Annotated in this window: 23 protein-coding genes; 12 read left to right on the plus strand and 11 right to left on the minus strand. The window is 59.7% G+C overall.

From position 1 onward, the window contains the following. Positions 1–30: 30 nt before the first annotated feature. From ACR0K4_RS02310 to ACR0K4_RS02320, 3 genes are all read right to left on the minus strand, one after another. The gene (locus ACR0K4_RS02310) at positions 31–1239 is read right to left on the minus strand and encodes a multidrug effflux MFS transporter (protein ID WP_480852649.1); all 1209 of its coding nucleotides are present in this window, start codon (positions 1237–1239) and stop codon (positions 31–33) included. A gap of 75 nt (positions 1240–1314) precedes the next feature. Beyond that, positions 1315–1974 carry a DsbA family oxidoreductase gene (locus ACR0K4_RS02315; RefSeq protein WP_480852650.1) on the minus strand — a complete coding sequence of 220 codons (660 nt, stop codon included), beginning with the start codon at positions 1972–1974 and terminating at the stop codon, positions 1315–1317. Further along, positions 1971–3488, minus strand: a complete 1518-nt coding sequence (locus tag ACR0K4_RS02320) for a class I adenylate-forming enzyme family protein (protein WP_480852651.1) — start codon at positions 3486–3488, stop codon at positions 1971–1973. Before ACR0K4_RS02320 ends, ACR0K4_RS02315 begins: the two co-directional genes overlap by 4 nt. Before the next feature lie 65 nt (positions 3489–3553). On the opposite strand from ACR0K4_RS02320, the gene ACR0K4_RS02325 reads away from it, so the two are divergent. After that, positions 3554–4177 carry a helix-turn-helix domain-containing protein gene (locus ACR0K4_RS02325; protein ID WP_480515100.1) on the plus strand — a complete coding sequence of 208 codons (624 nt, stop codon included), beginning with the start codon at positions 3554–3556 and terminating at the stop codon, positions 4175–4177. Here ACR0K4_RS02325 and ACR0K4_RS02330 read toward each other — a convergent pair. Beyond that, entirely contained in the window at positions 4166–4402 is a 237-nt protein-coding gene (locus ACR0K4_RS02330; RefSeq protein WP_480515098.1) for a hypothetical protein, read from the minus strand. The two genes, ACR0K4_RS02325 and ACR0K4_RS02330, sit on opposite strands and share 12 nt — an antisense overlap. A 514-nt stretch (positions 4403–4916) precedes the next feature. Then, positions 4917–6731 carry an extracellular solute-binding protein gene (locus tag ACR0K4_RS02335; RefSeq protein WP_480852652.1) on the minus strand — a complete coding sequence of 605 codons (1815 nt, stop codon included), beginning with the start codon at positions 6729–6731 and terminating at the stop codon, positions 4917–4919. Positions 6732–7024: 293 nt separating this feature from the next. Between ACR0K4_RS02335 and ACR0K4_RS02340 the strand changes: the two genes are divergently transcribed. Then, the gene (locus ACR0K4_RS02340) at positions 7025–7798 is read left to right on the plus strand and encodes a 3-hydroxybutyrate dehydrogenase (RefSeq protein WP_480852653.1); all 774 of its coding nucleotides are present in this window, start codon (positions 7025–7027) and stop codon (positions 7796–7798) included. Between the two features lie 64 nt (positions 7799–7862). After that, positions 7863–8888 carry a patatin-like phospholipase family protein gene (locus ACR0K4_RS02345; RefSeq protein WP_480852654.1) on the plus strand — a complete coding sequence of 342 codons (1026 nt, stop codon included), beginning with the start codon at positions 7863–7865 and terminating at the stop codon, positions 8886–8888. On the opposite strand, the gene ACR0K4_RS02350 is transcribed toward ACR0K4_RS02345, so the two are convergent. From ACR0K4_RS02350 to ACR0K4_RS02365, 4 genes are all read right to left on the minus strand, one after another. After that, positions 8889–9566, minus strand: coding sequence for a DUF502 domain-containing protein (locus ACR0K4_RS02350; RefSeq protein WP_480852655.1), 678 nt, complete (start codon positions 9564–9566; stop codon positions 8889–8891). A gap of 73 nt (positions 9567–9639) precedes the next feature. Then, positions 9640–10545: a pseudouridine-5'-phosphate glycosidase gene (locus tag ACR0K4_RS02355; RefSeq protein WP_480852656.1), complete on the minus strand. Its 906-nt coding sequence runs from the start codon at positions 10543–10545 to the stop codon at positions 9640–9642. After that, on the minus strand, positions 10542–11435 hold the full coding sequence (locus ACR0K4_RS02360; protein ID WP_480852713.1) for a PfkB family carbohydrate kinase: 894 nt from the start codon (positions 11433–11435) through the stop codon (positions 10542–10544). The genes ACR0K4_RS02355 and ACR0K4_RS02360 overlap by 4 nt, the downstream gene beginning before the upstream one ends. A 55-nt stretch (positions 11436–11490) precedes the next feature. Beyond that, on the minus strand, positions 11491–12111 hold the full coding sequence (locus ACR0K4_RS02365; RefSeq protein ID WP_480515086.1) for a thiamine phosphate synthase: 621 nt from the start codon (positions 12109–12111) through the stop codon (positions 11491–11493). A 163-nt stretch (positions 12112–12274) separates the two neighbouring features. On the opposite strand from ACR0K4_RS02365, the gene ACR0K4_RS02370 reads away from it, so the two are divergent. The 4 genes from ACR0K4_RS02370 (at position 12275) to ACR0K4_RS02385 (ending at position 17033) form a co-directional block, all read left to right on the plus strand. After that, positions 12275–13018, plus strand: coding sequence for an RNA methyltransferase (locus ACR0K4_RS02370; RefSeq protein WP_480852657.1), 744 nt, complete (start codon positions 12275–12277; stop codon positions 13016–13018). Between the two features lie 59 nt (positions 13019–13077). Further along, complete coding sequence (ctaA, locus tag ACR0K4_RS02375; RefSeq protein WP_480852658.1) at positions 13078–14223, plus strand: heme A synthase; 1146 nt, start codon at positions 13078–13080, stop codon at positions 14221–14223. 5 nt (positions 14224–14228) lie between these two features. Beyond that, entirely contained in the window at positions 14229–15698 is a 1470-nt protein-coding gene (locus ACR0K4_RS02380; protein WP_480852659.1) for a carboxypeptidase M32, read from the plus strand. A gap of 87 nt (positions 15699–15785) precedes the next feature. Then, complete coding sequence (locus ACR0K4_RS02385) at positions 15786–17033, plus strand: DsbA family protein (protein ID WP_480852660.1); 1248 nt, start codon at positions 15786–15788, stop codon at positions 17031–17033. Positions 17034–17084: 51 nt separating this feature from the next. Here the strand turns inward: ACR0K4_RS02385 and gyrA are convergent, their stop codons facing one another. Further along, positions 17085–19808 carry a DNA gyrase subunit A gene (gene gyrA, locus ACR0K4_RS02390; protein WP_480852661.1) on the minus strand — a complete coding sequence of 908 codons (2724 nt, stop codon included), beginning with the start codon at positions 19806–19808 and terminating at the stop codon, positions 17085–17087. A 193-nt stretch (positions 19809–20001) separates the two neighbouring features. On the opposite strand from gyrA, the gene ACR0K4_RS02395 reads away from it, so the two are divergent. Both ACR0K4_RS02395 and ACR0K4_RS02400 read left to right on the plus strand, forming a co-directional pair. Further along, entirely contained in the window at positions 20002–20271 is a 270-nt protein-coding gene (locus tag ACR0K4_RS02395; RefSeq protein WP_480515075.1) for an usg protein, read from the plus strand. A gap of 69 nt (positions 20272–20340) precedes the next feature. After that, positions 20341–21039 (plus strand): lipid-binding SYLF domain-containing protein, encoded by a 699-nt coding sequence (locus ACR0K4_RS02400; RefSeq protein ID WP_480852662.1) that lies wholly within the window; start codon positions 20341–20343, stop codon positions 21037–21039. On the opposite strand, the gene ACR0K4_RS02405 is transcribed toward ACR0K4_RS02400, so the two are convergent. Continuing rightward, a complete protein-coding gene (locus tag ACR0K4_RS02405) occupies positions 21040–21993 on the minus strand; it encodes a radical SAM protein (RefSeq protein ID WP_480852663.1) in 954 nt (317 codons plus the stop codon). It abuts the gene before it with no gap. Between the two features lie 162 nt (positions 21994–22155). Between ACR0K4_RS02405 and zwf the strand changes: the two genes are divergently transcribed. Genes zwf through pgi form a run of 3 tightly spaced genes read left to right on the plus strand, consistent with a single transcriptional unit; the run spans position 22156 to position 25888 of the window. Then, on the plus strand, positions 22156–23604 hold the full coding sequence (gene zwf, locus ACR0K4_RS02410) for a glucose-6-phosphate dehydrogenase (protein ID WP_480852664.1): 1449 nt from the start codon (positions 22156–22158) through the stop codon (positions 23602–23604). Then, complete coding sequence (gene pgl, locus ACR0K4_RS02415; RefSeq protein ID WP_480852665.1) at positions 23601–24272, plus strand: 6-phosphogluconolactonase; 672 nt, start codon at positions 23601–23603, stop codon at positions 24270–24272. Before zwf ends, pgl begins: the two co-directional genes overlap by 4 nt. A gap of 5 nt (positions 24273–24277) precedes the next feature. Further along, entirely contained in the window at positions 24278–25888 is a 1611-nt protein-coding gene (gene pgi, locus ACR0K4_RS02420; RefSeq protein WP_480852666.1) for a glucose-6-phosphate isomerase, read from the plus strand. The last annotated feature ends 94 nt before the right edge of the window (positions 25889–25982 follow it).

The raw sequence follows: 25982 nt of genomic DNA on the forward strand, positions 1-25982 counted from the left end.
GATTAGCGTGATTCACCGGGTCTGCACAGATCAGGCGGGCAGTCGGTTTTCCACACGGCCCATATGCAGCATGAGGCCAAACCCAACGATGCACATGATCAGGATGCCTGCGGTCAGCGGCGTGATCGAGCCGTCAAACAACAGCCCGATCGGCGCGGCAATGGCTGCGGCCAGCACGGTCGCGACCGACCCGATGACCGAGGCCGCCATGCCCGCAATATGGCCCATGGGCTCCATCGCGATGGCGTTGAGGTTGCCCATGGTGACGCCGGCCATGAAGAACACGGCGGTCTGCCAAGAGACAAACAGGGCAAATGAGGCGTCCGCCGACAGGGGGGCCATATTCAGCAAAATGACGCAGCTTGTTACCAATATCTGTATCCCCAGCGCCCATGTCACCATGCGTCGCATGCCAACACGCACCACTAGGGCGGCGTTCAGCAGGCTGGCCGATCCGGACATCAGGGCGACAAAGCCGAACCAGAACGGGAAGCTGTCGCCGCGATCATGGATCACGTCATAGACGGGCTGCACCATGGTCAACATGGTGAACAGAATGCCCATGCACAGCGTTTGTACCAGAATGGACAGGCGTACCGTGGGATGCGCGAACATCTCTTGCGCGGCCGAGATCATCAGCGGCAGACGGAACGGACGCCGGTTTTCACGCGGCAGAGACTCGGGCAGGCGGGTGCCCATCCACACAACGGTAATCAGGGCAAACAGGATGAACGAGATGAAGATTCCCCGCCAACCGACAAGGGCGATCACACCAGCACCCAGCATCGGGGCAGCGGCGGGGACCAGTGTGAAGATCATCATGGCAATTGAGATGATCCGGGCCATCTCGCGCCCGGAATACAGGTCGCGGATGATGGCCATGGCAACGACACGCGGACCAGCCGCGCCCAGACCTTGTGCGACGCGCGCGGCCAGAACGAGCTCGAGCGAGGAGCTCGCCCAGGCAACGATGGATGCCAGAATATAGAGGGCGGCGCCTCCATAAATCACCGGTTTGCGCCCGACCGCGTCTGAAATCGGGCCGGTAAAGAAGGTCCCGATCCCCATCCCCAGCACAAAAGATGTCAGGATCAACTGCGCCTTGTTCACATCATCCGGGCTCAGTTGCGCGCCGATTTCCGGCAGCGCAGGCAGCATGGAATCGATCGAAAACGCGATCGTGGCGAACATCATTGCGATCAGCGCAATGAACTCGCCGCGCGACATACGGTTGGACATGAGGGGCTCCTTCCCCGATGCGCTATCACGGCAACGGGTAAGGGGCTAGATCGGAAATTTGCACAAGGGTCTGTGCTATTCTGCAGGAGAAGTCTCAAGTTGAGACATAATTTCGTTGATCACTTTACCCCATAATTCAGGGGGTTGAGCACCCGGAACCGCGTGCTGGTTGGCAACGATGAAGGTCGGGACCGAGTTGATGCCCATCTGCCGCGAATGCGTGTCACGCCCCCGAATATCCTCGCGGTCGGCATCCGATTGCAACAGCTTCAACACAACTGCGGCGTCCATGCCAACACTGTCGGCAATGTCGGCCAGAACCTCGTGATCGCCGATATCGCGTGTTTCGACGAAATAGGCTTTGAACAGCGCGTCCACGACGGCGTTCTGCTTGCCCTCGATCCCGGCCCAGTGAATCAGACGGTGAGCATCCAGTGTGTTCGGGGTGCGTTTCATCCCTTCGAAATCAATGCTCAGCCCGGCAGTCTCGGCATGTTCGACAACCGGCGCATATGCGCGCACCGCCCCGTCCTTGCCGCCGAATTTCCGCTCAAGATATTCACGGCGATCCATGCCTGCATCGGGCATGTCAGGGTTCAGCTGGAACGGGTGCCATTCGATCACAAACGGATGGCCGGGCACTGCGGCCAGCGCCTTGTCCAAATGGGTCTTGCCGATATAGCACCACGGGCAGATCGGGTCGGACATGATGTCCAGCTTGACGGTTTGGGTCATTCGGGCGTCGCCTTGAAATAGGCCGGCAGGGCACGGCGCAGGAGTTTTCCGTTACCTCCGGTGGGCAACGTGGGAAGATGAACAAAGGCGCGCGGCTGTTTGTAGCGCGCCAGCTTGTCAGAGACATAGGTGTGCAGGGTCGCTTCGTCCAGTTTTTCCGGGCCGGTATAGAAGGCGGCGATTACGTATGTGTCCGGTTTGACCTCGACTGCGGCTGCTCCGGCCTGTGTGATCCCGGGGTGATGAGACAAAACGTTCTCGACCTCGACGGGGGACACACGATAGCCGCCCGCGTTCATCATGTCGTCGTCCCGGCCCAGATAGGTGATTTGCCCGTCGATGGCCATCGCGCCCTGATCACCGGTCAGAAACCAGTCACCCTGCATCCGCGCCTGCGCCTCGTCAGGCGCATTGAGGTAGGTTAGCATCAGCCCGGGGTCCGACCGATGCACCGCAATCGTCCCTTCCTGGCCCTGCGGCACCGGCCCGTCTGGTCCCAAGATCGCAACCCGACGACCCGGCTGTGGTTGCCCCAGGGCCATACTTCGAGCGGGGTGGTCGGGACTGGAAGAAATGAAGGTCGAGCATTCGGACATGCCATAAGCCTCGTACAGCTCGGTCCCCGTCGCGCGTATCCAGTCTTCGTGCAGGGATCGTGACAGTTTTTCACCCGCGCTCAGCCCGTGGCGCAGCGCCGGCAGGTCGATCCGATCCTTTCCATCCAGCATCTTGCGGTAGACACCCGGCGCGGCGGCAAAAATGGTTGCCTTGCTTTGGCGCAACAGGTCTGGCAGGTCCGCGGTGTCGGTTCCCGGTTGTGGGATCAGCGCGGTGGCGCCAATGGTCCAGGGGTCCATCAAACCGGTGCCCAACGTATAGGTCCAGTTGAACGCCCCCGCGTGGCACAAGCGATCCGTCGAGTGCAGCCCGTACCAGCCGTCCACCATCATCTGCCGCGCCCAGATCGCCCGATGTGCATGGGCCACCGCGCGTGGATTGCCAGAGGTGCCCGAGGTATAGACGACATAGGCCAGACGATCAGGATCACCGAACGTGTAGCGGGCGGGTGGCAGGCTGCGCATCGCCGCCAGTTCGTCCAGCATAATCTGCTTGGGGTGCGGGGCGCTTGTCACGTCCGGGTCGCGCAGGATGGCGGCGGGCGCGAGCTCTGCAATGAGCTTGGCGGTCTCCGGTTCGGTCAACTGCGATGATGTAGGCACCGGAACAAGGGCTACGGCGATAGCCGCCAGATAGGCGATGGGGAAATCAACGGTGTTGCCCAGACGTAAAAGGACAATGTCGCCGGGGATAAGGCCCGTGCGCAACAGTCCGGTCCCCGTCGCCAGAATCGACCTTTCCAGTTCCGCAAACGTCCAGTTCTGCGCCCCATTCTGCCCCAGGATAGACAGTGCGGTTTTCTCGGCGCAGTCCGAGGCATGGCGCAGCACATGTGCGGCCAAATTGAACGGGGATGGGCAGGGGGGCGGCGGGCCCTGATCGAAGATCGACAACATCCGAACTGGCTACCGTCGGCAGCGGTGCGTTGCAAGCCCGGCACCGCCGCCCTATAGAATGGCGCATGACCAGTCGAGATCACAAATCTATCGTCCGTATTGCCCGGGATAACGGTGTGGATACGGAATTGGAGCCCGTCGATCTGGGGGCACGGGTGCGTGAACTGCGCAAGGCCCGCAAATGGACGTTGGAGCAGGCCGCCAATCAGGCCGGGCTGGCGCGCTCGACGCTGAGCAAGATTGAGAACGGCCAGATGTCTCCCACATATGACGCGCTCAAGAAGCTGGCGGTGGGGCTTGAGATTTCCGTGCCGCAACTGTTCACACCGCCGCAGCGCGAACAGGTGATCGGGCGGATGGCCGTTACCAGAATGGGTGAGGGCGCTGCCCACCCCACGACGACATATGAGCATGAGCTTTTGGCTGAAACGCTGACCAAAAAGCAGATGCTACCCTACCGTGCCCGTGTTCGCGCCCGTTCCATGGAAGAATTCGAAGGCTGGGTGCGTCACGACGGCGAAGAATTTCTGTATGTGCTGACTGGCGTCGTGCGCCTGTTTACCGAATTCTATGAGCCCGTGGAGATGCGTCGCGGCGACAGTGCCTATTATGACGGCAGCATGGGCCACAACGTTATTTCGGTCAGTGATGAGGACGCGACGATCCTGTGGGTGACGTCACTTGCTTAAGGGTAGCCCGGCCTCGCGGTTCAGGCTTTCGGTGAACAGAAAATCCTCAAGTTCTTCGCGGGCTTCGTTTACCGTCAGCTGATGGCGTTCGGCCAGATAGGCCTCGAACTGTTTGCGGTCCCGTGGAACCAACGCCATGTCTGTGTCACGCAGGTTTGGAAAGCGTCGCTTGGCGCGCGCGTAAGACGCAGCCCAGTCCTGCGTCAGATCGTTCCAGTTCAACATCTGCGAGCCTCCCTTGTCAGGTTTCAGGATTGCTCTCCCCAACACCAGAGTACGAACGGGCCGTCGAGATCACGGACATGACAAAATGTCGCAGGTTGAGCACATGATTGGAGATGAAAAAACCCGCTGCGGCGTTGCGCAACGGGCTAACGGACATGCTTTGGAGTGAGTGGCGGCCTGTCCGTTTTGATCGCAGGCAAAAACAGCCCGGACTGAGTAGTGTCCAACCTTTAAGATCTTAAACCTTAAGAACTATTTGGTTAGTTCATTTGTTAGGAATTTATATGCTAAAGATCGGATATGTAAAGTTCTTTGTTTATGCATGTTTCAGTTTTACAAGATTTTCGATTTTCGCCCAAATATTGGGGATGACACAAGCAAGCCCACAGTTTGTGGTGGGCTCCGGCCGATGCGCCGAATTTCGCCGATTGTCCTTAACATGTCTTTGGAACAGACAATCATCGCCTGTGTCTGACGGTCGCATGACCGTAGATGATCCACCTATGTCAGCCGATCACTCCTCGTACCACCAAACCTGCGGCATGTACTCGGGGCCATCGCCGTAAATCGGCAAAGTCTGCGGCTGTTTAAGCTGCTTGGCATGGGCGATGCGACCGACATCAAAATTCCAGATCGGAATGACATACCGACCTGCTGTCAGAACCCGGTCCAGCGCGCGGGTTGCGGCCACGAAATCCGCGCGGCTTTCCGAAGCCAGCATCGCATCAATCAACCCGTCTACGGCGGGCGAGGCTACGCCCATCAGATTGCGCGTCCCCGGTGTATCAGCGTTTTCGCTGCCCCAATACAGGCGCTGTTCGTTACCGGGTGACAAGGACAGCGCGCGGCGGAAGAAGGTCACGTCGAAATCCAGATCGGACGTGCGACCGGTGAACTGAGCGCTGTCGACCTGTTCTGTCGATACGTTGATGCCCAGGCGTTCCAGCGCGCGGGCGTAGATTTCGATGGCCGTTTCACTTTCGGTATCACCCTGTTGCAGCAATACGGTGATTGTGAACGGCTCGCCATTCTGGTTGCGCAATTGCCCGTTCTGAATGGTCCAGCCCGCCTCGGCCAAAAGTTGCGTGGCCTTGCGGATGTTCGCACGGTTGCGCGCCGAGCCGTCGCTGACGGGCAGGGTGTACCCTTCCATCGCTCCCGGGGGCAGATCGTCCGCGAACCTGGTCAATAGCTCCTGCACCCGACCCGAGGCTGGTCCGGGTTGCATGGCGAGATCAGAACCCGAGAAATATGAGGTGATGCGCGGTTGCGCCCCGCCGGTGATCGTGTCGTTGATGAATTCGAAATTGAACGCTTGGGTCAGGGCCTCGCGCACGCGCCAGTCGTCAAAGGGCGCTTTGCGGGTGTTCATCACAAAGCCGGTCATGCCCGAGGGTTTGCCATGCGGTATCTCGGTCTTGATCACATCGCCACGGTCGATTGCCGGGAACCTGTATTGGGTGTCCCATTTATCGGCGTTGAATTCACGAACCGCGGTCAATTCCCCGGCCTTGAACGCTTCAAACAGAACCGTGCCATCGCCATAAAACTCGAGGCGGATTTCATCGAGGTTCATCGTGCCCTTGCGGAACGGTATATCGCTGCCCCAGTACTCTGGATTGCGACGCAGGGTGACATAGCGCCCGGCCTCATAATCGTCGATGACGTAAGGGCCGGTGCCGATTGGAATGTCTTGCAGGGGGGCGTCGGCAAAATCCTTACCCTCCCATTGCGCCTTTTGCAGGATGGGCCGCAATCCGGCGATCAGCGCGAGTTCTCGGTCGGGTTCATTAAAAGTGATCCGAACGCTGCGCGGACCGGTTTGCTCGATGCTGTCGATCTTGCCCCAAAGTCCGCGATAGCGCAGGTGACCTTCGGTGCCCAAAGTCTCGTACGACCAGATCACGTCATCGATGGTGACTGGCGTGCCATCCGAGAATCGGGCGTCTTCGCGCAGGGTGAATTCGACCCATGTCCGGTCCGAATCCGTCTCAACTGATTCGGCTAACAACCCGTAAAGAGTGAAAGGTTCGTCCCAGGATCGGCCCATCAGGCTTTCATGGGTCCAAAATCGCAATTGCCACGGAGGGGTGCCTTTTTGCACAAACGGGTTCAAACTGTTATAGCCGCCGATATTCCCGAAAACGACTTTGCCACCTTTCGGCGCATTCGGATTGGCGTAAGGTAGCGACACAAAATCCGGTGGTAGGGCCGGGTCGCCATACATAGCTATGCCATGAGCCGATTCTGCGTTAGCGATAGCACCCAGAAAAATGCAGTTGATTCCCGCGATCAGAGAACGAACGGGGCGGAGATAATAGGGGCTCATTTTGGAAACAATCCTGCTCTGGCCTTATTTTGTTGGGGATCACCGTAGCGATGATTTTTCTTATTATCAAACTTTTAGCTTGGACGAAGGCGTGGAATTGCTTATAAAGGGTGCACTGCTCGATAGGTTTCTTGCCTGTATGAAACCTGCCTCAATAACTTAACGCCCGCTTCGTGCGGGCGTTTTTTTTGGCCGTAATCGGGCCAGATGTCGCCCCCGGATCATTCCCCGTTTTCTTTGCAGGTGCAGCATGGCACTGTGCGGATGACGAGGTTTAGACAGAGAGGGCAGCCATGAGCGTGGCAGGCAAGACAGCGATCATCACGGGGTCGAACTCCGGCATCGGTTTGGGTATCGCGCGTGAATTGGCAAAGGCGGGGGCGCATGTCGTTTTGAACTCGTTCACCGACCGGGACGAGGATCATGCGCTGGCCGATGAGATATCGACAGAGACCGGAACCCGGGCGCGCTATATCAAGGCGGATATGTCGAAGGGCGAAGAGTGCCGGGCCCTGATCGAACAGGCCGGGTCTTGCGACATTCTGGTGAACAATGCGGGTATCCAGCATGTCTCGCCCATTGATCAGTTCCCGACGGACAAGTGGGATGCGATCATTGCGATCAACATGAACTCGGCCTTTCATACCACGGCGGCGGCCTTGCCGATGATGCGTGCGGCTGGCTGGGGACGGGTGGTGAACATCGCCTCGGCCCATGGGTTGACAGCATCGCCCTACAAGGCAGCCTATATCGCGGCCAAGCACGGTGTGGTGGGCATGACCAAGACCGTTGCGCTGGAAACCGCGCAGGAGCCGATCACCTGCAACGCCATCTGTCCGGGCTATGTGCTGACGCCTTTGATCGATTCCCAGATCCCCAACACGATGAAGGAATACGACATGACCCGGGACGAGGTCATAAAGAACGTGTTGCTGGAGCGGCAGCCGTCGAAAGAGTTTGCGACGATCGAGCAATTGGGTGGCACCACCATATTCCTGTGTTCCGATGCAGCAGCGCAGATCACCGGGACCACGATTTCGGTGGATGGCGGCTGGACCGCGCTGTGATGTTTTGTGGGGGCGCTGCCCCCACGCCCCCGGAGTATTTGGGAAAAGATGAAGGGGTTGGGACGTGAAGAAGGTTAATCTGGCATTGCAAGGTGGCGGCGCGCACGGCGCTTTTACCTGGGGGGTCCTGGACCGGTTTCTGGATGAAGAGGATATCGAGGTTGCGGCGATCACCGGCACCTCGGCCGGGGCGTTGAACGGGGCTGCGTTCAAATCCGGGATGGTGCGCGATGGGCGCGACGGAGCGCGGGCCAATCTGGAGGATCTGTGGGCGCGGATGGGCGCCGTCGGGGATATGCGTCTGGCCAATTGGATGCAGGCCATCGAGCCCGCGCAGATTGCCCAGGCCATGGAGTATTCGTTGCCGTTTTCCGTGGGCGATGCGTGGTCGCGGCTGGTTTCGCCTTATGCCTATGGCCCGTTTTATCGCAACCCGCTGGAGCCTGTTGTGGAGCGGTTCAATTTCGATGCGATTTGTGCGGATGAAGGACCGCAACTGTTCGTGTGCGCAACCTGCGTGCGCAGCGGCAAAATCCGTGTGTTTACGGGTGAGGATGTCTCGACGGCGGCGATTTTGGCTTCGGCCTGTTTGCCCAACCTGTTTCAGGCGGTTGAGATATTCGATCCGAAATCGGGTCGGACCGAGGCCTATTGGGATGGCGGATATACCGGGAATCCCGCGCTGTATCCCTTGTTTAACGGAGATTTGCCCGACGATCTGGTGATCGTGAATATCAATCCGCTGGAGCGGGATGAGGTGCCGAAAACCCCGCAGCAGATTCAGAATCGGATCAACGAGATCAGTTTCAACTCATCCCTGTTTCGTGAGTTGCGTGCGATCAGTTTCGTGCAGCGCCTGTTGGCGGAAGGTAAGCTGAAGGCGGGCGAGATGAGCCGGGTTCTGGTTCACATGATCGCCGATGATGCGTTAATGAACGACCTGTCGGTGGCAACCAAGACGGTGCCCAACCCGGTGATCCTGCACAAGCTCAAGGATGCCGGGCGCAGGGCTGCGGATCGGTTTCTGAAGGAAAATAAAGACGATCTGGGGGTGCGTAGTACCGTGGATCTGCCTGAAATGTTTGGATAATTATTCCGGCGGCTCGGTCGGGTCTTTTTCGTTGGGATAAACAAGACCTGCGGAAATCACCAGTTTTGCCGCCTCTTCGATGGACATGTCCAGCAGGATCACGTCCTCGGCGGGGAAAAACAGCAAAAAGCCTGAGGTCGGGTTGGGGGTTGTGGGGACAAAAACGCTCAGCAATTCGCCGCCGGTTTCGGCGCGTGCGCTCACCTCGCCCCGGGCTGTGGTCGATACAAATCCAATGGCCCAGATGCCGCGGCGGGGATATTGGATCAGGCAGGCTTTTTCAAAGGAGCGTTCTGTCTGTGCAAACACCGTTTCCGAGATTTGCTTGATGCCGGAATAGACCGAACGGACAACGGGCATCCGATCCACCAGGCTTTCGGCAAAATGGATCAGCGAGCGGCCCAGAATCCCTTTGGCGACCCAACCGACAATGATGGTGAACAGCAGGAAGATGACCACGCCAACGCCGCGCAGGTTGATGCCGACATATTGTTCGGGCTGAAAGCGTTGCGGAATCAATGGCAGAACGGCGCTGTCGATCCAGCCCACAACGGACCAGATCAGCCAGACGGTCAGCCAGACAGGTGCAATAACGACAATGCCCGTCAGAAAAGACGCGCGCAGCCGGGAAAACAGGCCCGGTCGGCGGTGGGGTTCTTCGTCAAACGGCGTGTTCATTATAGTCCTGAGTGGTTTGCGGAGTTAGTTAAGCAGTCGGATGCCGCGGTACAATAGGTTTATATCACGCAGGTCATTTGGCCAGCGCACGCGCGATTCCGGCGGCCAATTTTGCGTTATTACGTACCAACGCGATATTGGCGGTCAGCGAACGGCCCTCGGTTTGTTCATAGATGCGCTGTAGCAGGTAAGGGGTTACACCTTTGCCGGTAATCCGGTGAGTCTCTGCGTCGGCCTGGGCCGAGGCGATAATCGGGGCCAGTTCTTCGGCGGGGATCTGGTCGGCTTGCGGGATCGGGTTGGCGACCAGCTGTCCGCCCGGCAAGCCCAACGCGCGGCGTGTGGCGTGTGCTTTGGCGATATCGGTCGCGTCGTCCATCCGTAGCGGAGCGGCGAGGGGGGACTTTGCCGACCAGAAGGCCGGGAACTCGTCCTGTCCGTGGGCGATGACGGGCACGCCCAGCGTTTCCAGAACCTCAAGCGTTTTGGCGAGGTCGAGGATGGCTTTCGCCCCGGCTGCGACCACGGTTACCGGGGTCTGAGCAAGCTCGTGCAGATCGGCGGAGATGTCGAAAGAGGTTTCAGCGCCTTGATGTACGCCTCCGATGCCGCCGGTGGCGAAAACCTCGATACCTGCGTAATTTGCAGCGATCATCGTGGCGGCGACGGTGGTAGCCCCTGTGCCGCCAGTGGCAAGGCAGGCGGCCATGTCGGCGCGTGACAGCTTGGCGACGCCCTGCGCCTGACCCAGTGCTTTTAGCTGATCTGCCTCCAGACCGACTTTCAGAACCCCGTCAATGACCGCGATGGTGGCCGGAACTGCGCCCGCATCGCGGATGTCCTGTTCAACCTGCGCTGCGACCTCGATGTTCTGCGGGTAGGGCATGCCGTGGGTGATAATGGTGCTTTCCAACGCAACGATGGGTTGGCCTGCGTCCTTGGCGGCGCGCACCTCGGCGGAAGAGTGGATAGTGATCACAGTGGGGTTTCTCCGGAAACGTAAGTGGCGGCGGCGTGCAGCGCGCGGCCGAGCGCCGCGTCGCTGTCGGCCCCATTCGCCTCGGCGGCGATATGGGCGGCCATGAAAGTGTCCCCCGCGCCGGTCACGCGGGTGACCAGAACGGACGGGGGTGTTTGGGTCAGGAGGCTGTCAGCGTCCCCAACAGTGGCCGAGTTGCCGCCATCGGTGACCAGAACCCGCAGCGCGCCTCGGTCGAGCAGGCCTTTCGCGGCGCTTTCGGAATCGGTGAACTCGCGCTGGCACAGCAGTCCCGCTTCTTCGAGGTTCACATAGAGCGTGGCGCGGGCATGTTTGAGGAAAGGCAGCAAACGTTCCGCCTTGCCGGGCGAGGCCGGGGCGACACGCAGATCGGCTTTGGCAAAAGCAGGACTTTGCGCGATCTCTTCCAGCAGGGTCAGCGTCAGGTTGCCGTCCAGAGCAATAGGGCCTTCGAACGGTGTGTTCTCGTACCCCAGCGGCCCGTGCATGAGGGGGCGCAGGATTTTGGCTCCGGCGGCCTCAAGCGAATGGGCGTCGGCAATGGCGGCGATCAGGCCATTGGCCCCTTCGACGGCCATGTACCGGTCGGTTGGCAGGTCCTGCGAGCGATAGATGTGATCGGTGACCATCCCCAATCGCGCGCAGGACTGGACCAGTTCATCGCCCTCGGGGTCGCGGCCAATCGCGGTCAGCAGTGTTGGCGTCATGCCAAACCGCACCAGTGTCATGGCGATGTTCATGGCAACGCCACCGGGCAGCCGGGTTATCCGCCCCGGCACGTCCGAGCCCTGCCGCATGACGCTGGCAGACCGACCTATCACGTCCCACAGGACCGAGCCGATACACAGGATTGTGCTGTTGTAGTTCATGTCCCGTGTCATGCCGCAGCCCCGGCGCGGGTGCAAGGGTTAACGCCGCCTGCGCTCAACCCATGGCGGCAATCAGAGAGTTCAGCGTGTCCAGAGGGTTATCCTGCGACCAGATTTCCTCGCCAATGCCGAAGAAATCGGTGCAGGGGGCGAGATCCCGGATCAGGTCGGGCGTCAGGCCGCCTTCGGCCACGACGGGAACCTCGATCATCTCGGACCACCATTGGAACAGGTCCTTTTCCGCCTGCGTGCCGTCGCCGAGCGTTGCCGTGCCAACCGGTCCGAAGGCCACGTAATCCGCGCCGTTCTCGCCAGCTGTCATACCATCATGGCTGGACGCACCGCAAAAGCTGCCGACAATCGCATCCGCGCCCAGTTCCTTGCGCGCGGCGCGCACCGAGCGCGCGGCGTCGTCCAGATGTACCCCGTCCAGGCCCAACCGCTGCGCCAGCAGAACATGGTTCGAGATCACGATGGCCACGTCACGCGCATGGGCCACCTCGCGGCAGACATCGGCGGCACGGGCGATGGTGTCTTCGTCGCTGCCCGCCAGAGCAAGGCGGATGCAGGCGATCTCGGCCCCATCTAGCACGCGGCCCAGTTGGTCTGGAAAGGTGCTCAGCGCGATGGTCGGGGGCGTGATCAGGTAAATCTGCGGCTGCTCTTGGGTGTCCATGGCGCGTCCTTTGGGTGTTCCGTCTTGGGCGCGGTTTAGCGGATTGGGCGGGGGAAGCAAACTTTTATGCCTGCCGCGCGGGTATTTGGGAACAGAAGAAGGGGATCGGGTTGCTCTGACCCCGCAGGCGGATTAGAGCGGGCGCAGTTTTTTGGAGTGTGCCATGCCCAGCCAGACATCCCAGCCTTCTTTCGTGCTCGTGCGCCCGCAGATGGGCGAGAATATCGGCGCCGCCGCGCGCGCGATGTGGAATTTCGGGCTGGACCGGATGCGGATCGTGGCTCCTCGGGATGGGTGGCCCAACCCCAAGGCAGTGGCCATGTCCAGCGGCGCGGGGCGACTGTTGGATGAGGCGCAGCTGTTTGACGATCTGGCCGGGTCGTTGGCCGACTGCACCTTTGTTTTTGCGACCACGGCGCGGCAACGCGGATTGACCAAACCGGTCTACAGCCCAGAACGCGCCATGCAGATCGCCGCCGAAAAAGTTGCGACCGGCGAAAAGGTCGCCGTGTTGTTCGGCCCCGAACGCGCGGGGTTGGAGAATGAGGACATCGCCAAGGCCAACGCGATCATCTCAGTACCGGTGAACCCTGAATATGCTTCGCTTAACCTCGGGCAATGCGTGCTTCTGACCGCTTATGAATGGATGCGCCAGACCGGAGATGTTGTCCATGAGGCCACCGATCTGGGCAAGGGCGACTGGGCCACGGGGATCGAGGTCGAGAAACTGGTCGAACATTACGAAGACCGGCTGGAGGAGGCGGGGTTCTTCTACCCGCCCGAAAAGGCCGAAGGCATGAAGGTGAACCTGCGCAATCTGTGGTCGCGGATGCGGATGACGCGGGCGGATGTTCAGATGATGCATGGCGTCATGCGGCAGATGGTCCGCTGGAAGGATAGGGGCTGAGGCTGGACCTATCTGCCTTCACACCCTAGCTTGCGACGAAATCAGGACATGAGGACAGCATGAGCGCCAAGCGCAGCATCTTCGAAGAGGTCTCGGACACAGAAAAACAACAGGCCGCGCAACCCGGTATGATCGACCGGGGACGCGGTGGCGCGCGGTCGGCGATCCGCGTCTGGCTGATGATCCTGTTTGCTCTGGTCGTTGTGATGATCGCCGTGGGAGGGCTGACACGGCTCACCGACAGCGGGTTATCGATCACCGAATGGCGCCCGATCACCGGGGCGATCCCGCCGATGAACGAGGCCGACTGGCAGGCCGAGTTCGACAAGTATAAAGAGATCGACCAGTGGCGCATTCAGAACCAATGGATGGAACTGGATGATTTCAAAACAATCTATTGGTGGGAATGGGGCCACCGCCAACTGGGCCGCGTGATTGGTCTGGTCTGGGCGGTCGGATTCTTCGGATTCCTCGCCATGCGCAAAATCCCGACCGGTTGGACCGGCAAACTGCTGATCCCCGGCCTGTTGGGCGGCGTGCAGGGCGCGGTCGGGTGGTGGATGGTCGCCTCGGGCGTTACGCAGGGCGAAGGTATGACGGCCGTTGCCAGCTATCGCCTCGCGACCCATCTGGGACTGGCCTTTGTAATCCTGGGCTTTCTGGCGTGGTACATCTTTGAGCTAGGCCGCGACGAAAGGGACCTGATGCAGGCCCGCCGCGCGAAGGAGGCAAAGCTGTTCTCACTCTCGACCGGCCTGCTGCACTTCACCTTTTTACAAATACTCATCGGCGCGCTTGTCGCCGGGATCGACGCCGGGAGGTCGTACACGGACTGGCCCCTGATCGGAGGCCAACTGCTGCCACCGGACGCGACGATACTGGAGCCGATGTGGCGCAACTTTTTCGAAAGCCCCGGTTTGGTGCAGTTCATCCACCGCTGTGCGGGCTATCTGCTGCTGATCTTCGCTGTCATCGTCTGGCGGCGCGGCAGCACCAGCGCGCATCCGCAGACGCGGTTCGCGTTCAACGCGGCTTTCGCGGCCCTGTCGCTGCAAGTCGTCATCGGCATTGTCACAGTGGTCTACGCAGCCCCATGGCAGATCGCCATCTTCCATCAATTCATGGCCGTCGTCGTCTGGACGCTGATCCTGCGCGCCCGGTTCCTGACAGCCTATCCTATCGCAACCTCACTGCGCGGAGTTTGATCCCTATGACTGCATTCAACGACCTGATGGCCTTTCAGCGCGAAACCTCGGCCTTGGGCCAGATCGCCGGACGGTTGGGCTGGGATCAGGAAACAGTGATGCCGCGCGGGGCCGCCGCGCAACGGGCCGAGGAGATGGCGGCAATCGAGGCTGTTCTGCACGCGCGCCGGTCGGACCGCCGGGTGGCGGAATGGCTGGATCAGGCCGCGCCGCAGGATGAGGTTGGCAAGGCGCAACTGCGCGAAATCCGCCGGGCCTATGACCGAGCCGTCAAGGTACCCGCCGATCTGGCGACCGCGATTGCCCGGGTGACCTCGGGGGCGCAAGGCACATGGGCGCAGGCACGCGCGGATGAGGATGTCTCGGCCTTCCTGCCTGTTCTGGAAGAGGTCGTCTCGCTGAAACGTCAAGAAGGTGAGGCGCTTGCGCAGGGCGGCGACATCTATGACGCGATGGTCGAGGATTATGAGCCCTACACGACCGGCGCGCAGATCGCGGCGATCTTCGACCACATGCGCCCGCGTCTGGTTGCCCTGCGCGCGGCCGTTCTGGACTGCCCGGAACCCGCCGCTTTGCATGGCAATTTCGACGAACTCACCCAGATGCGCCTGTCGCAGAAACTGGCGGTGGCCTTTGGCTATGACCTCAACAATGGCCGTGTGGACAAGGCCGTGCACCCGTTCAGCTCGGGCAGCGGTCTGGATGTCCGCATCACCACGCGCACCAGCGAGACCGACCCGTTCAACTGTTTCTACTCGACCATTCACGAGGTCGGCCACGCCGCCTATGAACAGGGCATCAACCGGGATTACCTGCTGACCCCATTGGGTTGCGGCGTTTCGATGGGCGTGCATGAAAGTCAAAGCCGGATCTATGAAAACCAGTTGGGTCGCTCGCGCGCTTTCACGGGCTGGCTGTTCGAGCAGATGAAAGACGCGTTCGGCGATTTCGGCATTGGTGACGCGGATGCGTTCTATTCCACAGTCAACCGTGTCCATAACGGCTATATCCGGACCGAGGCGGATGAGGTGCAGTATAACCTGCACATCATGCTGCGCTTCGATCTGGAACGGGCGCTGATGGCTGGGGACTTGCAGGTTGGTGATGTTGAGGCCGCGTGGAATGACCGGTTCAAGGCGGATTTCGGCTATGCGGTTGATAAACCGTCCAATGGCTGTTTGCAGGATGTGCACTGGTCGGTGGGGCTGTTTGGATACTTTCCGACCTATTCGCTGGGCAATGTGTATGCCGGGTGTCTTTATCAAGCATTGCGCGCAGCTGTTCCCGGATTGGATGCTCAATTGGCGGATGGCGATACCTCGGGCGCGACCACGTGGCTGCGCGAAAAGGTACAGCAGCACGGCGGCTTGTATGCCCCGCGCGATGTGATCCAGCGTGCCAGTGGCGTGGAACCGGGACCCGGCCCTTTGCTGGACTATCTTGAACAGAAATTCGGCGCGCTTTACGGGCTGTAACGTCCGCTCTCACATTGCTGTGCATGCGCGTGGCATTCGGAACGGCGGCGGCTAAAATGGGGACGACTGAACCATTCGGAGGCGCGCTTGTCCTTTGACAGCCAAGTGAAATCCCGGCTGGCCGCCTTGGTGACCAGCCAACACCTGCAGAGTGTGCAGCGACGGGCACAAGAGGTCCGTCGCCGATTGCGCGGCGCTGATCACGAGGTACATTATTTCCACGATGTCGCAGACCCGTATTGCCACCTGACCGCCCAGGTGCTGGAGGGATTTCAGGCGCGCTACAATGTCCGGCTGCGCCCACATCTGATCTTGGGACCACCGGCAGATGCGGTGCCCGAGCCGCACGCTCATCGCCAAAACGCACTGACCGACGCGGTGCGTTTGGCGCAAAAGCTGGGGTTGAAGGCGCCGCAACACCCTAACGAAGATGCGATTGGCCGAGCGATGGGAGCGGTCGCGGCCATCCTGGATACGCCTGACTTTCCCAAGCGCCTAAGCGCGATCAGCGTTGCCCTTTGGTCAGGTCAGAAGAGTCCGGATCAGGACGTCGTCGACCCCTCGCACGCGTTGCAAGAGGGTGACCAGACGCTGGCTGCGCTGGGTCACTATCTGGGCGGGACCTTTTTCTACGGCGGGGAATGGTATTGGGGTGTTGATCGGCTGCACTATCTGGAAGGCCGGTTGCAGCAGGCGGGGTTGGGTGCACACACCGCACCTCTGGTCGCTGTGCCCCAATTGTCGTCAGATGCGGCTGACGTCGCAGGCAAGGAGCTGGAGTTCTTTTTCTCATTCCGCAGCCCGTATTCCTATCTGGCCTTCGATCGGGTTCAAACCCTGGCAAGCCGTCTTGGTGCGCGTCTGAACCTGCGCCCGGTCCTGCCGATGCTGATGCGCGGGCTGCCGGTTCCGAAAGACAAATCAGGGTACATCCTGCATGATTGCGTGCGCGAGGCGCGGCGGCTGGGGATTCCGTTCGGACGTATTTGCGACCCGTTGGGCGCAGGGGTCGAGCGGGGTTATGCCTTGTTTGACTATGCCGATGATCAGGACCAGATGGCCGCGTATTGCTCGGCCTTCATGCGGTGCGTGTGGTCCGAAGGGGTTGACGCCGCGACGGACAAGGGCATGGCGCGCATCGTGTCCGAGGCGGGTCTGGACTGGGATCACGCACGCCCGCTGCTGACCGGGCAAGACTGGCGCAGTCGGGTCGAGATCAATCAGAACAGGCTGCAACAGATCGGCTTGTGGGGAGTGCCCAGTTTTCACGTCAATGGTCACAGCGTCTGGGGGCAGGATCGGCTGTGGGTCGTCGATGATGTTCTGAGGACATGAAAAAGGCGCCGCACCGTGTCCGGGCAGCGCCTTTGAACCTGAGGCCGGGTCCTATTCCTCGGCTTCCTCGTCACCCTGATCGGCGATCCACGCGACGCTGACGACCTCTTCGCCTTTGCCGGTGTTGAACACTTTCACTCCGCCCGCACTGCGTGACCGGAACGAGATGCCGTCGACAGGCACCCGAATCGACTGCCCTTTTGAAGTGGCCAGCATGATCTGGTCGTCAATTTCGACCGGGAACGAGGCCACAAGCGCGCCGCCGCGCATCGCCTTGTCCATCGCGGCCACGCCCATCCCGCCGCGCCCGCGAACGGGATAATCATGGCTGGAACTCAGCTTGCCCGCGCCGCCCGACGTGATGGTCAGGATCAGGTTCTCGGCAGCCGACATCTCGGCATATCGTTCCTGCGTGATGGTGCCCGGTGTGGCTTCGTCCTCGTCTGTTTCGCCATCGTCAGCGATCCCGGCAACGGCGCGGCGCATCTTGAGATAGGCGGCGCGTTCATCCGGGTCGGCCTCGAAGTGTCGGATCACGGACATTGAGACAACGCGGTCTCCGTTGGTCAGCTTGATACCGCGGACACCGGTGGATTCGCGCGAGTTGAACACACGCACGTCGGTGGTTCGGAAGCGGATCGCGCGACCCGAATTGGTCACCAGCATCACATCTTCATCTTCCGAACAGATGCGGGCGTTTACCAGTTCCACATCCTCGGGCAATTTCATTGCAATTTTGCCGTTGCGGCGGACATTGGTGAAGTCCGACAGGCGGTTGCGCCGCACGTCACCTGCGCTGGTGGCAAAGACGATCTGCAGGTTTTCCCATTCTTCATCGGGTACATCCACGGGCATGATCGCGGCAATGGACACCCCGGTCGGGATCGGCAGGATGTTGACGATGGCCTTGCCCTTGCCGGTGCGGCTTGACTGCGGCAGACGCCAGGTCTTGAGCTTGTAGACCATGCCTTCGGTGGTGAAGAACAGCAGTTGGGTATGGGTGTTGGCGACGAAGAGGTTGGTGACCACATCCTCTTCCTTGGTCTGCATCCCCGACAGGCCCTTGCCGCCGCGCTTCTGAGCGCGGAAATCGGCCAGCGGCGTACGCTTGATGTAACCGCCAGATGTCACGGTCACGACCATATCTTCACGTTCGATCAGGTCCTCGTCTTCCATATCGCCGGACCAGTCGACGATCTCGGTGCGGCGCGGCACGGCGAACTGATCGCGGACTTCGCGCAATTCATTGCCGATGATCGACATGATGCTTTCGCGCGAGGACAGAATGTCCAGATATTCCTTGATCTTGGCCGCCAGTTGCTCCAGCTCGTCCGTGACCTCTTTGACGCCCAGTTGGGTCAGACGCTGCAGGCGCAGTTCCAGGATTGCACGGGCCTGAACCTCGGTCAGGTTATAGGTGCCATCGTCGTTCATCTTGGACAGAGGATCATCGATCAGGCGCAGATAACCTTCGATCTCAGCGGCAGGCCAGCGACGCGTCATCAGTTTCTCGCGCGCCTCGGCGGCGTCCGCTGAGGATCGAATGGTGGCAACCACTTCGTCCACGTTCGACACGGCCACGGCCAGGCCACACAGGATATGGCTGCGTTCGCGCGCTTTGCGCAGATCGTATGCGGTGCGTCGGGCGACCACGTCCTCACGGAAGTCAATGAACGAGGTCAGGAACCGGCGTAAGGTCAGTTGCTCGGGCCGGCCACCATTCAACGCCAGCATGTTACAACCGAAGGAAGTTTGCATCGGTGAGAAACGATAAAGCTGGTTCAGCACCACCTCGGGCGTTGCGTCACGTTTCAGTTCCACAACCACGCGCACGCCGTTCCGGTCGGATTCGTCCTGCACGTGGGCGACACCTTCGATGCGTTTTTCACGCACGGCTTCGGCAATCTTTTCGATCATCGAGGCCTTGTTCACCTGATAAGGGATCTCGTCGACGACGATAGCATACCGATCCTTGCGCAGTTCCTCGACACGGGTCTTGGCGCGGATGATGACGCTGCCACGACCCTCAAGATAGGCCTTGCGCGCGCCCGAACGGCCCAGCATCACACCGCCGGTCGGGAAGTCGGGGCCGGGGACGTATTCGATCAGCTGCTCGGAGGTCAGGTCCGGGTCGTCGATCAACGCCAGTGTGGCATCGACCACCTCGCCCAGATTGTGCGGCGGAATGTTCGTCGCCATACCCACGGCGATACCACCGGCACCATTGACCAGCATGTTCGGGAATCGGGCGGGCAGGACGGTTGGTTCCTGATCCTTGCCGTCATAGTTGTCCTGAAAATCGACCGTCTCTTTTTCGATATCGGCCAGCAAGGATGCGGCGGGTTTGTCCATCCGCACTTCGGTATACCGCATGGCCGCCGGGTTATCGCCGTCCATTGAGCCGAAGTTGCCCTGACCGTCCAGCAGCGGCAGCGACATCGAGAAATCCTGCGCCATCCGCACCAGCGCGTCATAGATTGCGCTGTCACCGTGCGGGTGGTACTTACCCATCACATCACCCACTGGACGGGCCGACTTGCGATAGGCCTTGTCATGGGTGTTGCCGGTTTCGTGCATGGCGTACAGAATCCGGCGGTGCACCGGCTTCAGCCCGTCGCGCAGATCGGGGATTGCGCGGGAGACGATAACCGACATCGCATAGTCCAGATAGGACGTGCGCATCTCGGATTCGATCGAAACCGTCGGACCGTCATAAACGGGGCGCTCGGGCGGGGTTTCATCCATGTTTTCTGGGGTTTCTGGCGTATCGCTCACGTAAACGGCCCGATCTTTGGCTTGGGTCTATATCTTGTGGATGCACCTTATCAGACCCGGCATATAAGGTGCAAGCAAGCTGATCATTTCACGAAAAATACTGCGGTAACACCGGGGTAACATATTGTTATCCAAGTATTAGGTGGTTCGCATGTTATGCTGAAGAGACCTTGTAACCAAATCGGAGGTCTGAATGACGCAAAGTGAAACCGAGCTGATGCTGAAAGGGTACGGGCTGACCACGGCGGAATTCTTCTATCACATGCCCGACTATATCCACGTCCTGAATACGTTCATCTGGCAGGAATACGATCTTGCCCCGGACCATCCAAAGCTGTTCAATTTCATCGATTTCTGGAAGCGTGAGATCGAGGGCCCTTTGCACTCGGTCCGGTTCACCCATCGCAAGATGATTGCTCCTGGCGAATGGCGCAACATGGTGGGTGAGTTCCGGGTGAACTGAAGAACCCGTTTCCATTGGGCTGATATCGGTTAGAGTAGCGGCCAGATATTGGTCATTTGGAGCCGTTTCATGCCCCGAGGAGTGTTTATAGCCGTTACTGCGGCGTTGATTTGCGGCCCTGTCGCGGCTGAAGGAGTTCTCGACAAGATCAAGAAAGGCGCCGAGAGCACCGCAGACGCAATTGGTCGTGGTGCAGAGAGCGTTGGCAAGACTGTAGGAAAAGGCGTGGATGCGGTTGACAATACGGTCACCTCTACTGCCGATCTGGTAAAAAACGAAGCCACCCCAGAAGAGACCCGCGCAAAGCTGAACGTCATGGCCGATGAGGTTCTGAACCAGCTTATGACCGAAAACCCCGAGGCGTCAGAATTATACGAGGTCAGCGCTGGCTATGCAGTCTTCGATTCCCGCAAAGTGACCGTGTTTCCGGTCTCGGCAGGATATGGGCGCGGCGTCGCGGTGTCGAAGGACACCGAACAGCATACATACATGAACATGGGCACCGGAGGTGTCGGCGGTGCAATCGGGATTGGAGGGTTCGAATCCAAGTTCGTCATCCTGTTCGAAACGCCTGCCGATCTTGAGAAATTCATAACCCGTGGATATGACGCCACGGCCGAAACCGGCGCAATGTATGGCGACGAACGCAGTGACGAAACGCTGAGATTTACCGATGGCCGGTCTTTCTTTGTCCTGAGCAAAAAAGGGTGGCGCGTCTCGGCTGGCGCGTCGGGAACAAAATACTGGACCGCGCCCGAATTGAACTGATCAGCCCGAGCAACTGGCCCCGCCCAGCACGCAGAACTTGGCGCAGTGGGGGTGGTTCAGATGCACGTCGGCTTCGGCCTCGGCCAGGGTGGTACCCATTTCGAACTCGGGCTCATAGGCCAGAAGGGTGCAGGCCAAAACCGCCGGACGGTCGGCCCCTTTGCGCTTGACCACCATCCGGGCGTTCGAACACATGACCGCCTCGGGTGATTTGTCCAGTATGTCCCAACAGGCGGTGGTTATTTCGGGCACTTCGACGGTTTCATCCATTTCGGGGAACAGAACTGTCTGGCCCGGGTTCTGCGGATCAATGTCGAAATCATGCGCCTTGAAAAATGCCGCGTACCCTGCGCGGCTTTCTGCATCGCTGTCACCCCAGACGGTGCGCCCGGCAATTGCCATTTTGAACCCGTTGTCACGCAGCCATTCCATACCGGCGATTGTCTTCTCAAAACTGCCTTTCCCGCGTTCCTCGTCATGTAACTCGGGCCGGTAGTGATCAACCGACACACGTAAGGTCAGCTTGTCTCCAAACGCGTGATTGAGCGACAGCAAACCTTCGCGCATGTTTTTTCGCATCATGGGGCGCATTGCGTTGGTCAGAATCAGAACTTCATATCCACGCTCCAGCGCAGCGCGGGCCATCTCGATCATTTCGGGATTCATGAACGGTTCGCCACCGGTAAAGCCGATTTCGCGAACGGGCCAGTTGCGGGCTTCGATCTGATTCAGATAATCGCGCACTTCATCGGCACTGATATAGACCAGCGCATCATTGGTGGGGCTGCTGGCAATGTAACAGTTGACGCATTCGATATTACAAAGGGTGCCGGTGTTGAACCACAGCGTTTCCGGGTTCTTTAACGCCACGGATGCGCGGGTCTGCCCGTCTGCTGTCACCAATTTGTCCTGAAACTTGCCGATATTGGCGCTCTGAGGGGCGTTGTCTTTCATTCCGGTATCCGGTTTTGTGCAGCGACTGACCTCATCTAGTCTTTTGATTGACAAGAGTTAAGAGGCCGAAATGATCCTGACAGAGTTTTGATGAAGGGAAAAATCACAATCATGATTGCGCTAACATTGGACATGTCTGATCGGGCAAGGTAAGGAAAACGCATGGTTTCTCGCGTTATACCAGTTGATCCATTTGATCTGGTCATTTTTGGCGGCACCGGTGATCTTGCGCAGCGCAAGATTCTGCCTGCGCTGTTTCGCCGCTTTAGTGCGGGGCAATGGCCTGACGACGTGCGGATCATCGGTGCCGCCCGGGCAGCGCATGACCAGGAATCGTTTCAAACCATCGTTGCCGAATCGTTGCGAGATCACGCAGCCACGTCCTGCCAGGACGCTGGCAGGCTGGCTGCGTTCTTGCGACGGGTCGATTATGTGCCGTTGGATGCGTCCTCGGAATCTGGGTGGACGGAACTGGCCAGTAAGCTGAGTGTGGATCGGGTGCGGGCGTTTTATTTCTCGGTCGGGCCGCGACTGTTCGGGCCATTGGCGGAAAGTATCAAATCGCATGATCTGGCAACACCAAGTACACGCATTGTTGTCGAAAAACCCTTTGGTCACGATCTGGACAGCGCACGCGCGTTGAACGCGACTCTGGCCGCACATTTCAGCGAAAACCAGATCTATCGGATCGATCATTATCTGGGCAAGGAAACGGTTCAAAACCTCATGGCGGTCCGGTTTGGGAATATGCTGTTCGAGCCGTTGTGGAACAGCCAATATGTCGATCACATCCAGATCACCGTGGCCGAATCCGTAGGAATCGACGGGCGGGAAGAATATTATGAGCGCGCAGGGGCGATGCGCGACATGATGCAGAACCATCTAATGCAGCTGTTATGCCTGATCGCGATGGAGCCTCCGGCCAAGTTCGACCCGGATGCGGTGCGGGATGAAAAGCTGAAAGTGATCCGCGCACTGGACCCGGTCGAGCCGCATCACATCGTGCGCGGCCAGTTCGAAGGCGATGGGCCAAGCTATCGCGATGCGGTTGGAAATCCACGCTCGACCACCGAAAGTTATGTCGCTCTGCGGGCGCATGTCAGCAACTGGCGATGGGCCGGAACGCCGTTTTATCTGCGCACGGGTAAGCGGCTGGTGGCGCGGTCTTCGGTGATTAACGTGATGTTCAAGGACGCGCCGCATTCGATTTTCGGCGAAGAGGCCGGTCGCCACGCGAATGTGCTTTCGATTCGCTTGCAGCCCAACGAGGGCATCACCCTCAAAGTCACCATCAAAGAGCCGGGACCGGGTGGAATGCGTCTGGTCGATGTGCCTCTGGACATGAGCTTTGCCGAGGCGTTGGGCCCGGAAAGCCAGAACCCGCCGGACGCGTATGAGCGCCTGGTGATGGATGTGATCCGGGGCAACCAGACCCTGTTCATGCGGGGTGACGAGGTCGAGGCCGCTTGGGCCTGGACCGATCCGATCATTGCAGGCTGGCAGGCGCGCGGCGATGTGCCAAAACCATATGAAAGTGGCAGCACAGGTCCGGGCGACGCCGAGCTGCTGATGAAACGGGACGGTCGCCGCTGGCAGGGGATCAACCCATGAATATCAAAGAATACGCCGACCGGGATATGCTGGCCATCGATGTGGCAAATGATTTGGCCGGAGACCTTGAGGCCGCGCTCTTGCACCATGACACGGTTTCGCTGGCGGTGCCGGGTGGAACCACTCCGGGCCCGGTGTTCGACGGGTTATGTGCCGCTGATTTGGAGTGGGACCGTATCACGGTTCTGCCCACCGATGAACGCTGTGTGCCCGGGGATCACGAGCGTTCGAATGAACGCCTGATCCGTGACAGGTTACTGACGAACCGCGCCTCGGTGGCGCAGTACATTCCGCTATACGTGCCCGGCAAGGACCCCGAAGAAGTGTTGCCCGAGATCGAAAGCCTGATTACCCCGATCCGTCCTTTGTCGGTGCTGGTGTTGGGGATGGGCGAAGACATGCATACGGCATCGCTGTTTCCGGGCATGGACGGGATCGAAGCCGCGCTGGACAGCCACGCGCGGCCTTTGGCCGTTGCGCGCCCTGATGTTCAACCGGAACCGCGCATTACCCTGACCGCACCTGTGCTGGACGGCGCGCTATCAAAGCATCTCATCATCTTCGGATCGGCCAAGCGCGACGCCCTCGAACGCGCGATGTCCCTGCCACCCGAGGATGCACCAATCGCCGCGGTGCTGAGCGGAATGACCGTACATTGGGCGGAGTGACACGTATGAACCTCGATACCCTCACATCTCTGGCGGCGAAAAGTCAGACCCGGGCCATTCTGGACCTGTTCGAAGCAGACCCGGGCAGGGCGCAAAACTTTGCCGCCTCAACTGGTGATCTGCTGTTCGATTATTCCAAAACCCGGATCGACGCGGAGATCCGCCAAGCTCTGACCCGGCTGTGTGATGAAGCTGGTCTTGCCGAGCGGCGCGAGGCGATGTTTGCCGGGGAAAAGATCAACGAAACCGAAAGACGGGCGGTTCTTCATACCGCTTTGCGCAATCTTGATGGCGGCCCGGTCGAGGTTGATGGGCTGGATGTGATGCCCGATGTTCTGGGCACACTGCAGCGTATGCGTGTCTTTGCCGAGGAGGTGCGCGGGGGCGCCATCGTCGGGGCAGGGGGCAGCTTTACCGATGTGGTCAATATCGGCATCGGAGGGTCCGACCTTGGGCCAGTCATGGCGACCCATGCGCTGTCGCCTTATCATGACGGGCCCCGGCTGCATTATGTGTCGAACGTCGATGGCGCGCATATTGCCGATACTCTGCGTCAGCTTGATCCCACCCGTACGCTGGTGATTGTGGCGTCCAAGACGTTTACCACCATAGAAACCATGACAAACGCGCGTACTGCGCGGGCATGGATGAGTGATGGCGGTGGTGATCCGTCCCGGCAGTTTGCGGCCGTATCCAGTGCGGTCGACAAAACCGCTGCGTTTGGCATCCCTGTCGAGCGTGTGTTCGGGTTCGCCGATTGGGTCGGAGGGCGCTATTCCGTCTGGGGGCCTGTTGGTCTGCCGGTGATGATCGCGGTTGGGTCAACCGCGTTTGACGCCTTCCTGCGCGGCGGTCAGGCGATGGACGTGCATTTCCGGGCCGCAGACTGGGTCGAGAATATGCCGGTGATGCTGGCCTTGGTTGGGGTTTGGCATCGGCAGGTTCTGGGCCATGCCAGCCGGGCCGTGCTGCCATACGATCAGCGCTTGCTGCGATTGCCCGCCTATTTCCAACAGCTCGAGATGGAGTCGAACGGAAAATCCGTGGCAATGGACGGGAGCGATTTGACCCTGCCATCAGGACCGGTGGTCTGGGGCGAACCCGGTACCAACGGGCAGCACGCCTTTTACCAGCTGATCCATCAGGGCACCGATGTTATCCCTTGCGAATTCATGGTCGCGGCCGAAGGTCATGAGCCCGAGCTGACGCACCATCACCGCCTGCTGCTCGCCAATTGCTTCGCTCAATCCGAGGCGCTGATGCGGGGTCGCACACTGGACGAGGCGCGGCACCGTATGGCTGAGAAAGGCTTGCAGGGCGATGAGTTAGAACGGCAGGCGCGTCACCGGGTATTTGTGGGCAACCGGCCTTCGACAACTCTGATCTATCCCAAACTTACCCCGTTTGTTCTGGGCCAGATCATCGCTTTGTATGAACATCGCGTTTTTGTCGAAGGGGTTTTGCTGGGTATCAACTCGTTTGATCAATGGGGCGTCGAATTGGGCAAGGAACTGGCGACCTCACTGGGCCCCATCGTTGACGGAGAGGCCAGCGCCGCGGCCAAGGATGGATCAACCGCTGCACTGGTCGCGTTTGCGATGCTTCACCGGGATTGAAGGCGGATACATCCGGCTTGCGGGGCGGCAAAGTGCAATCTTTTATTGTCAGACAATTGATTGCTTGGCAGGATTTGAAACTAGAATATGTCGT

This window comes from Ruegeria sp. K11, from assembly GCF_056531905.1.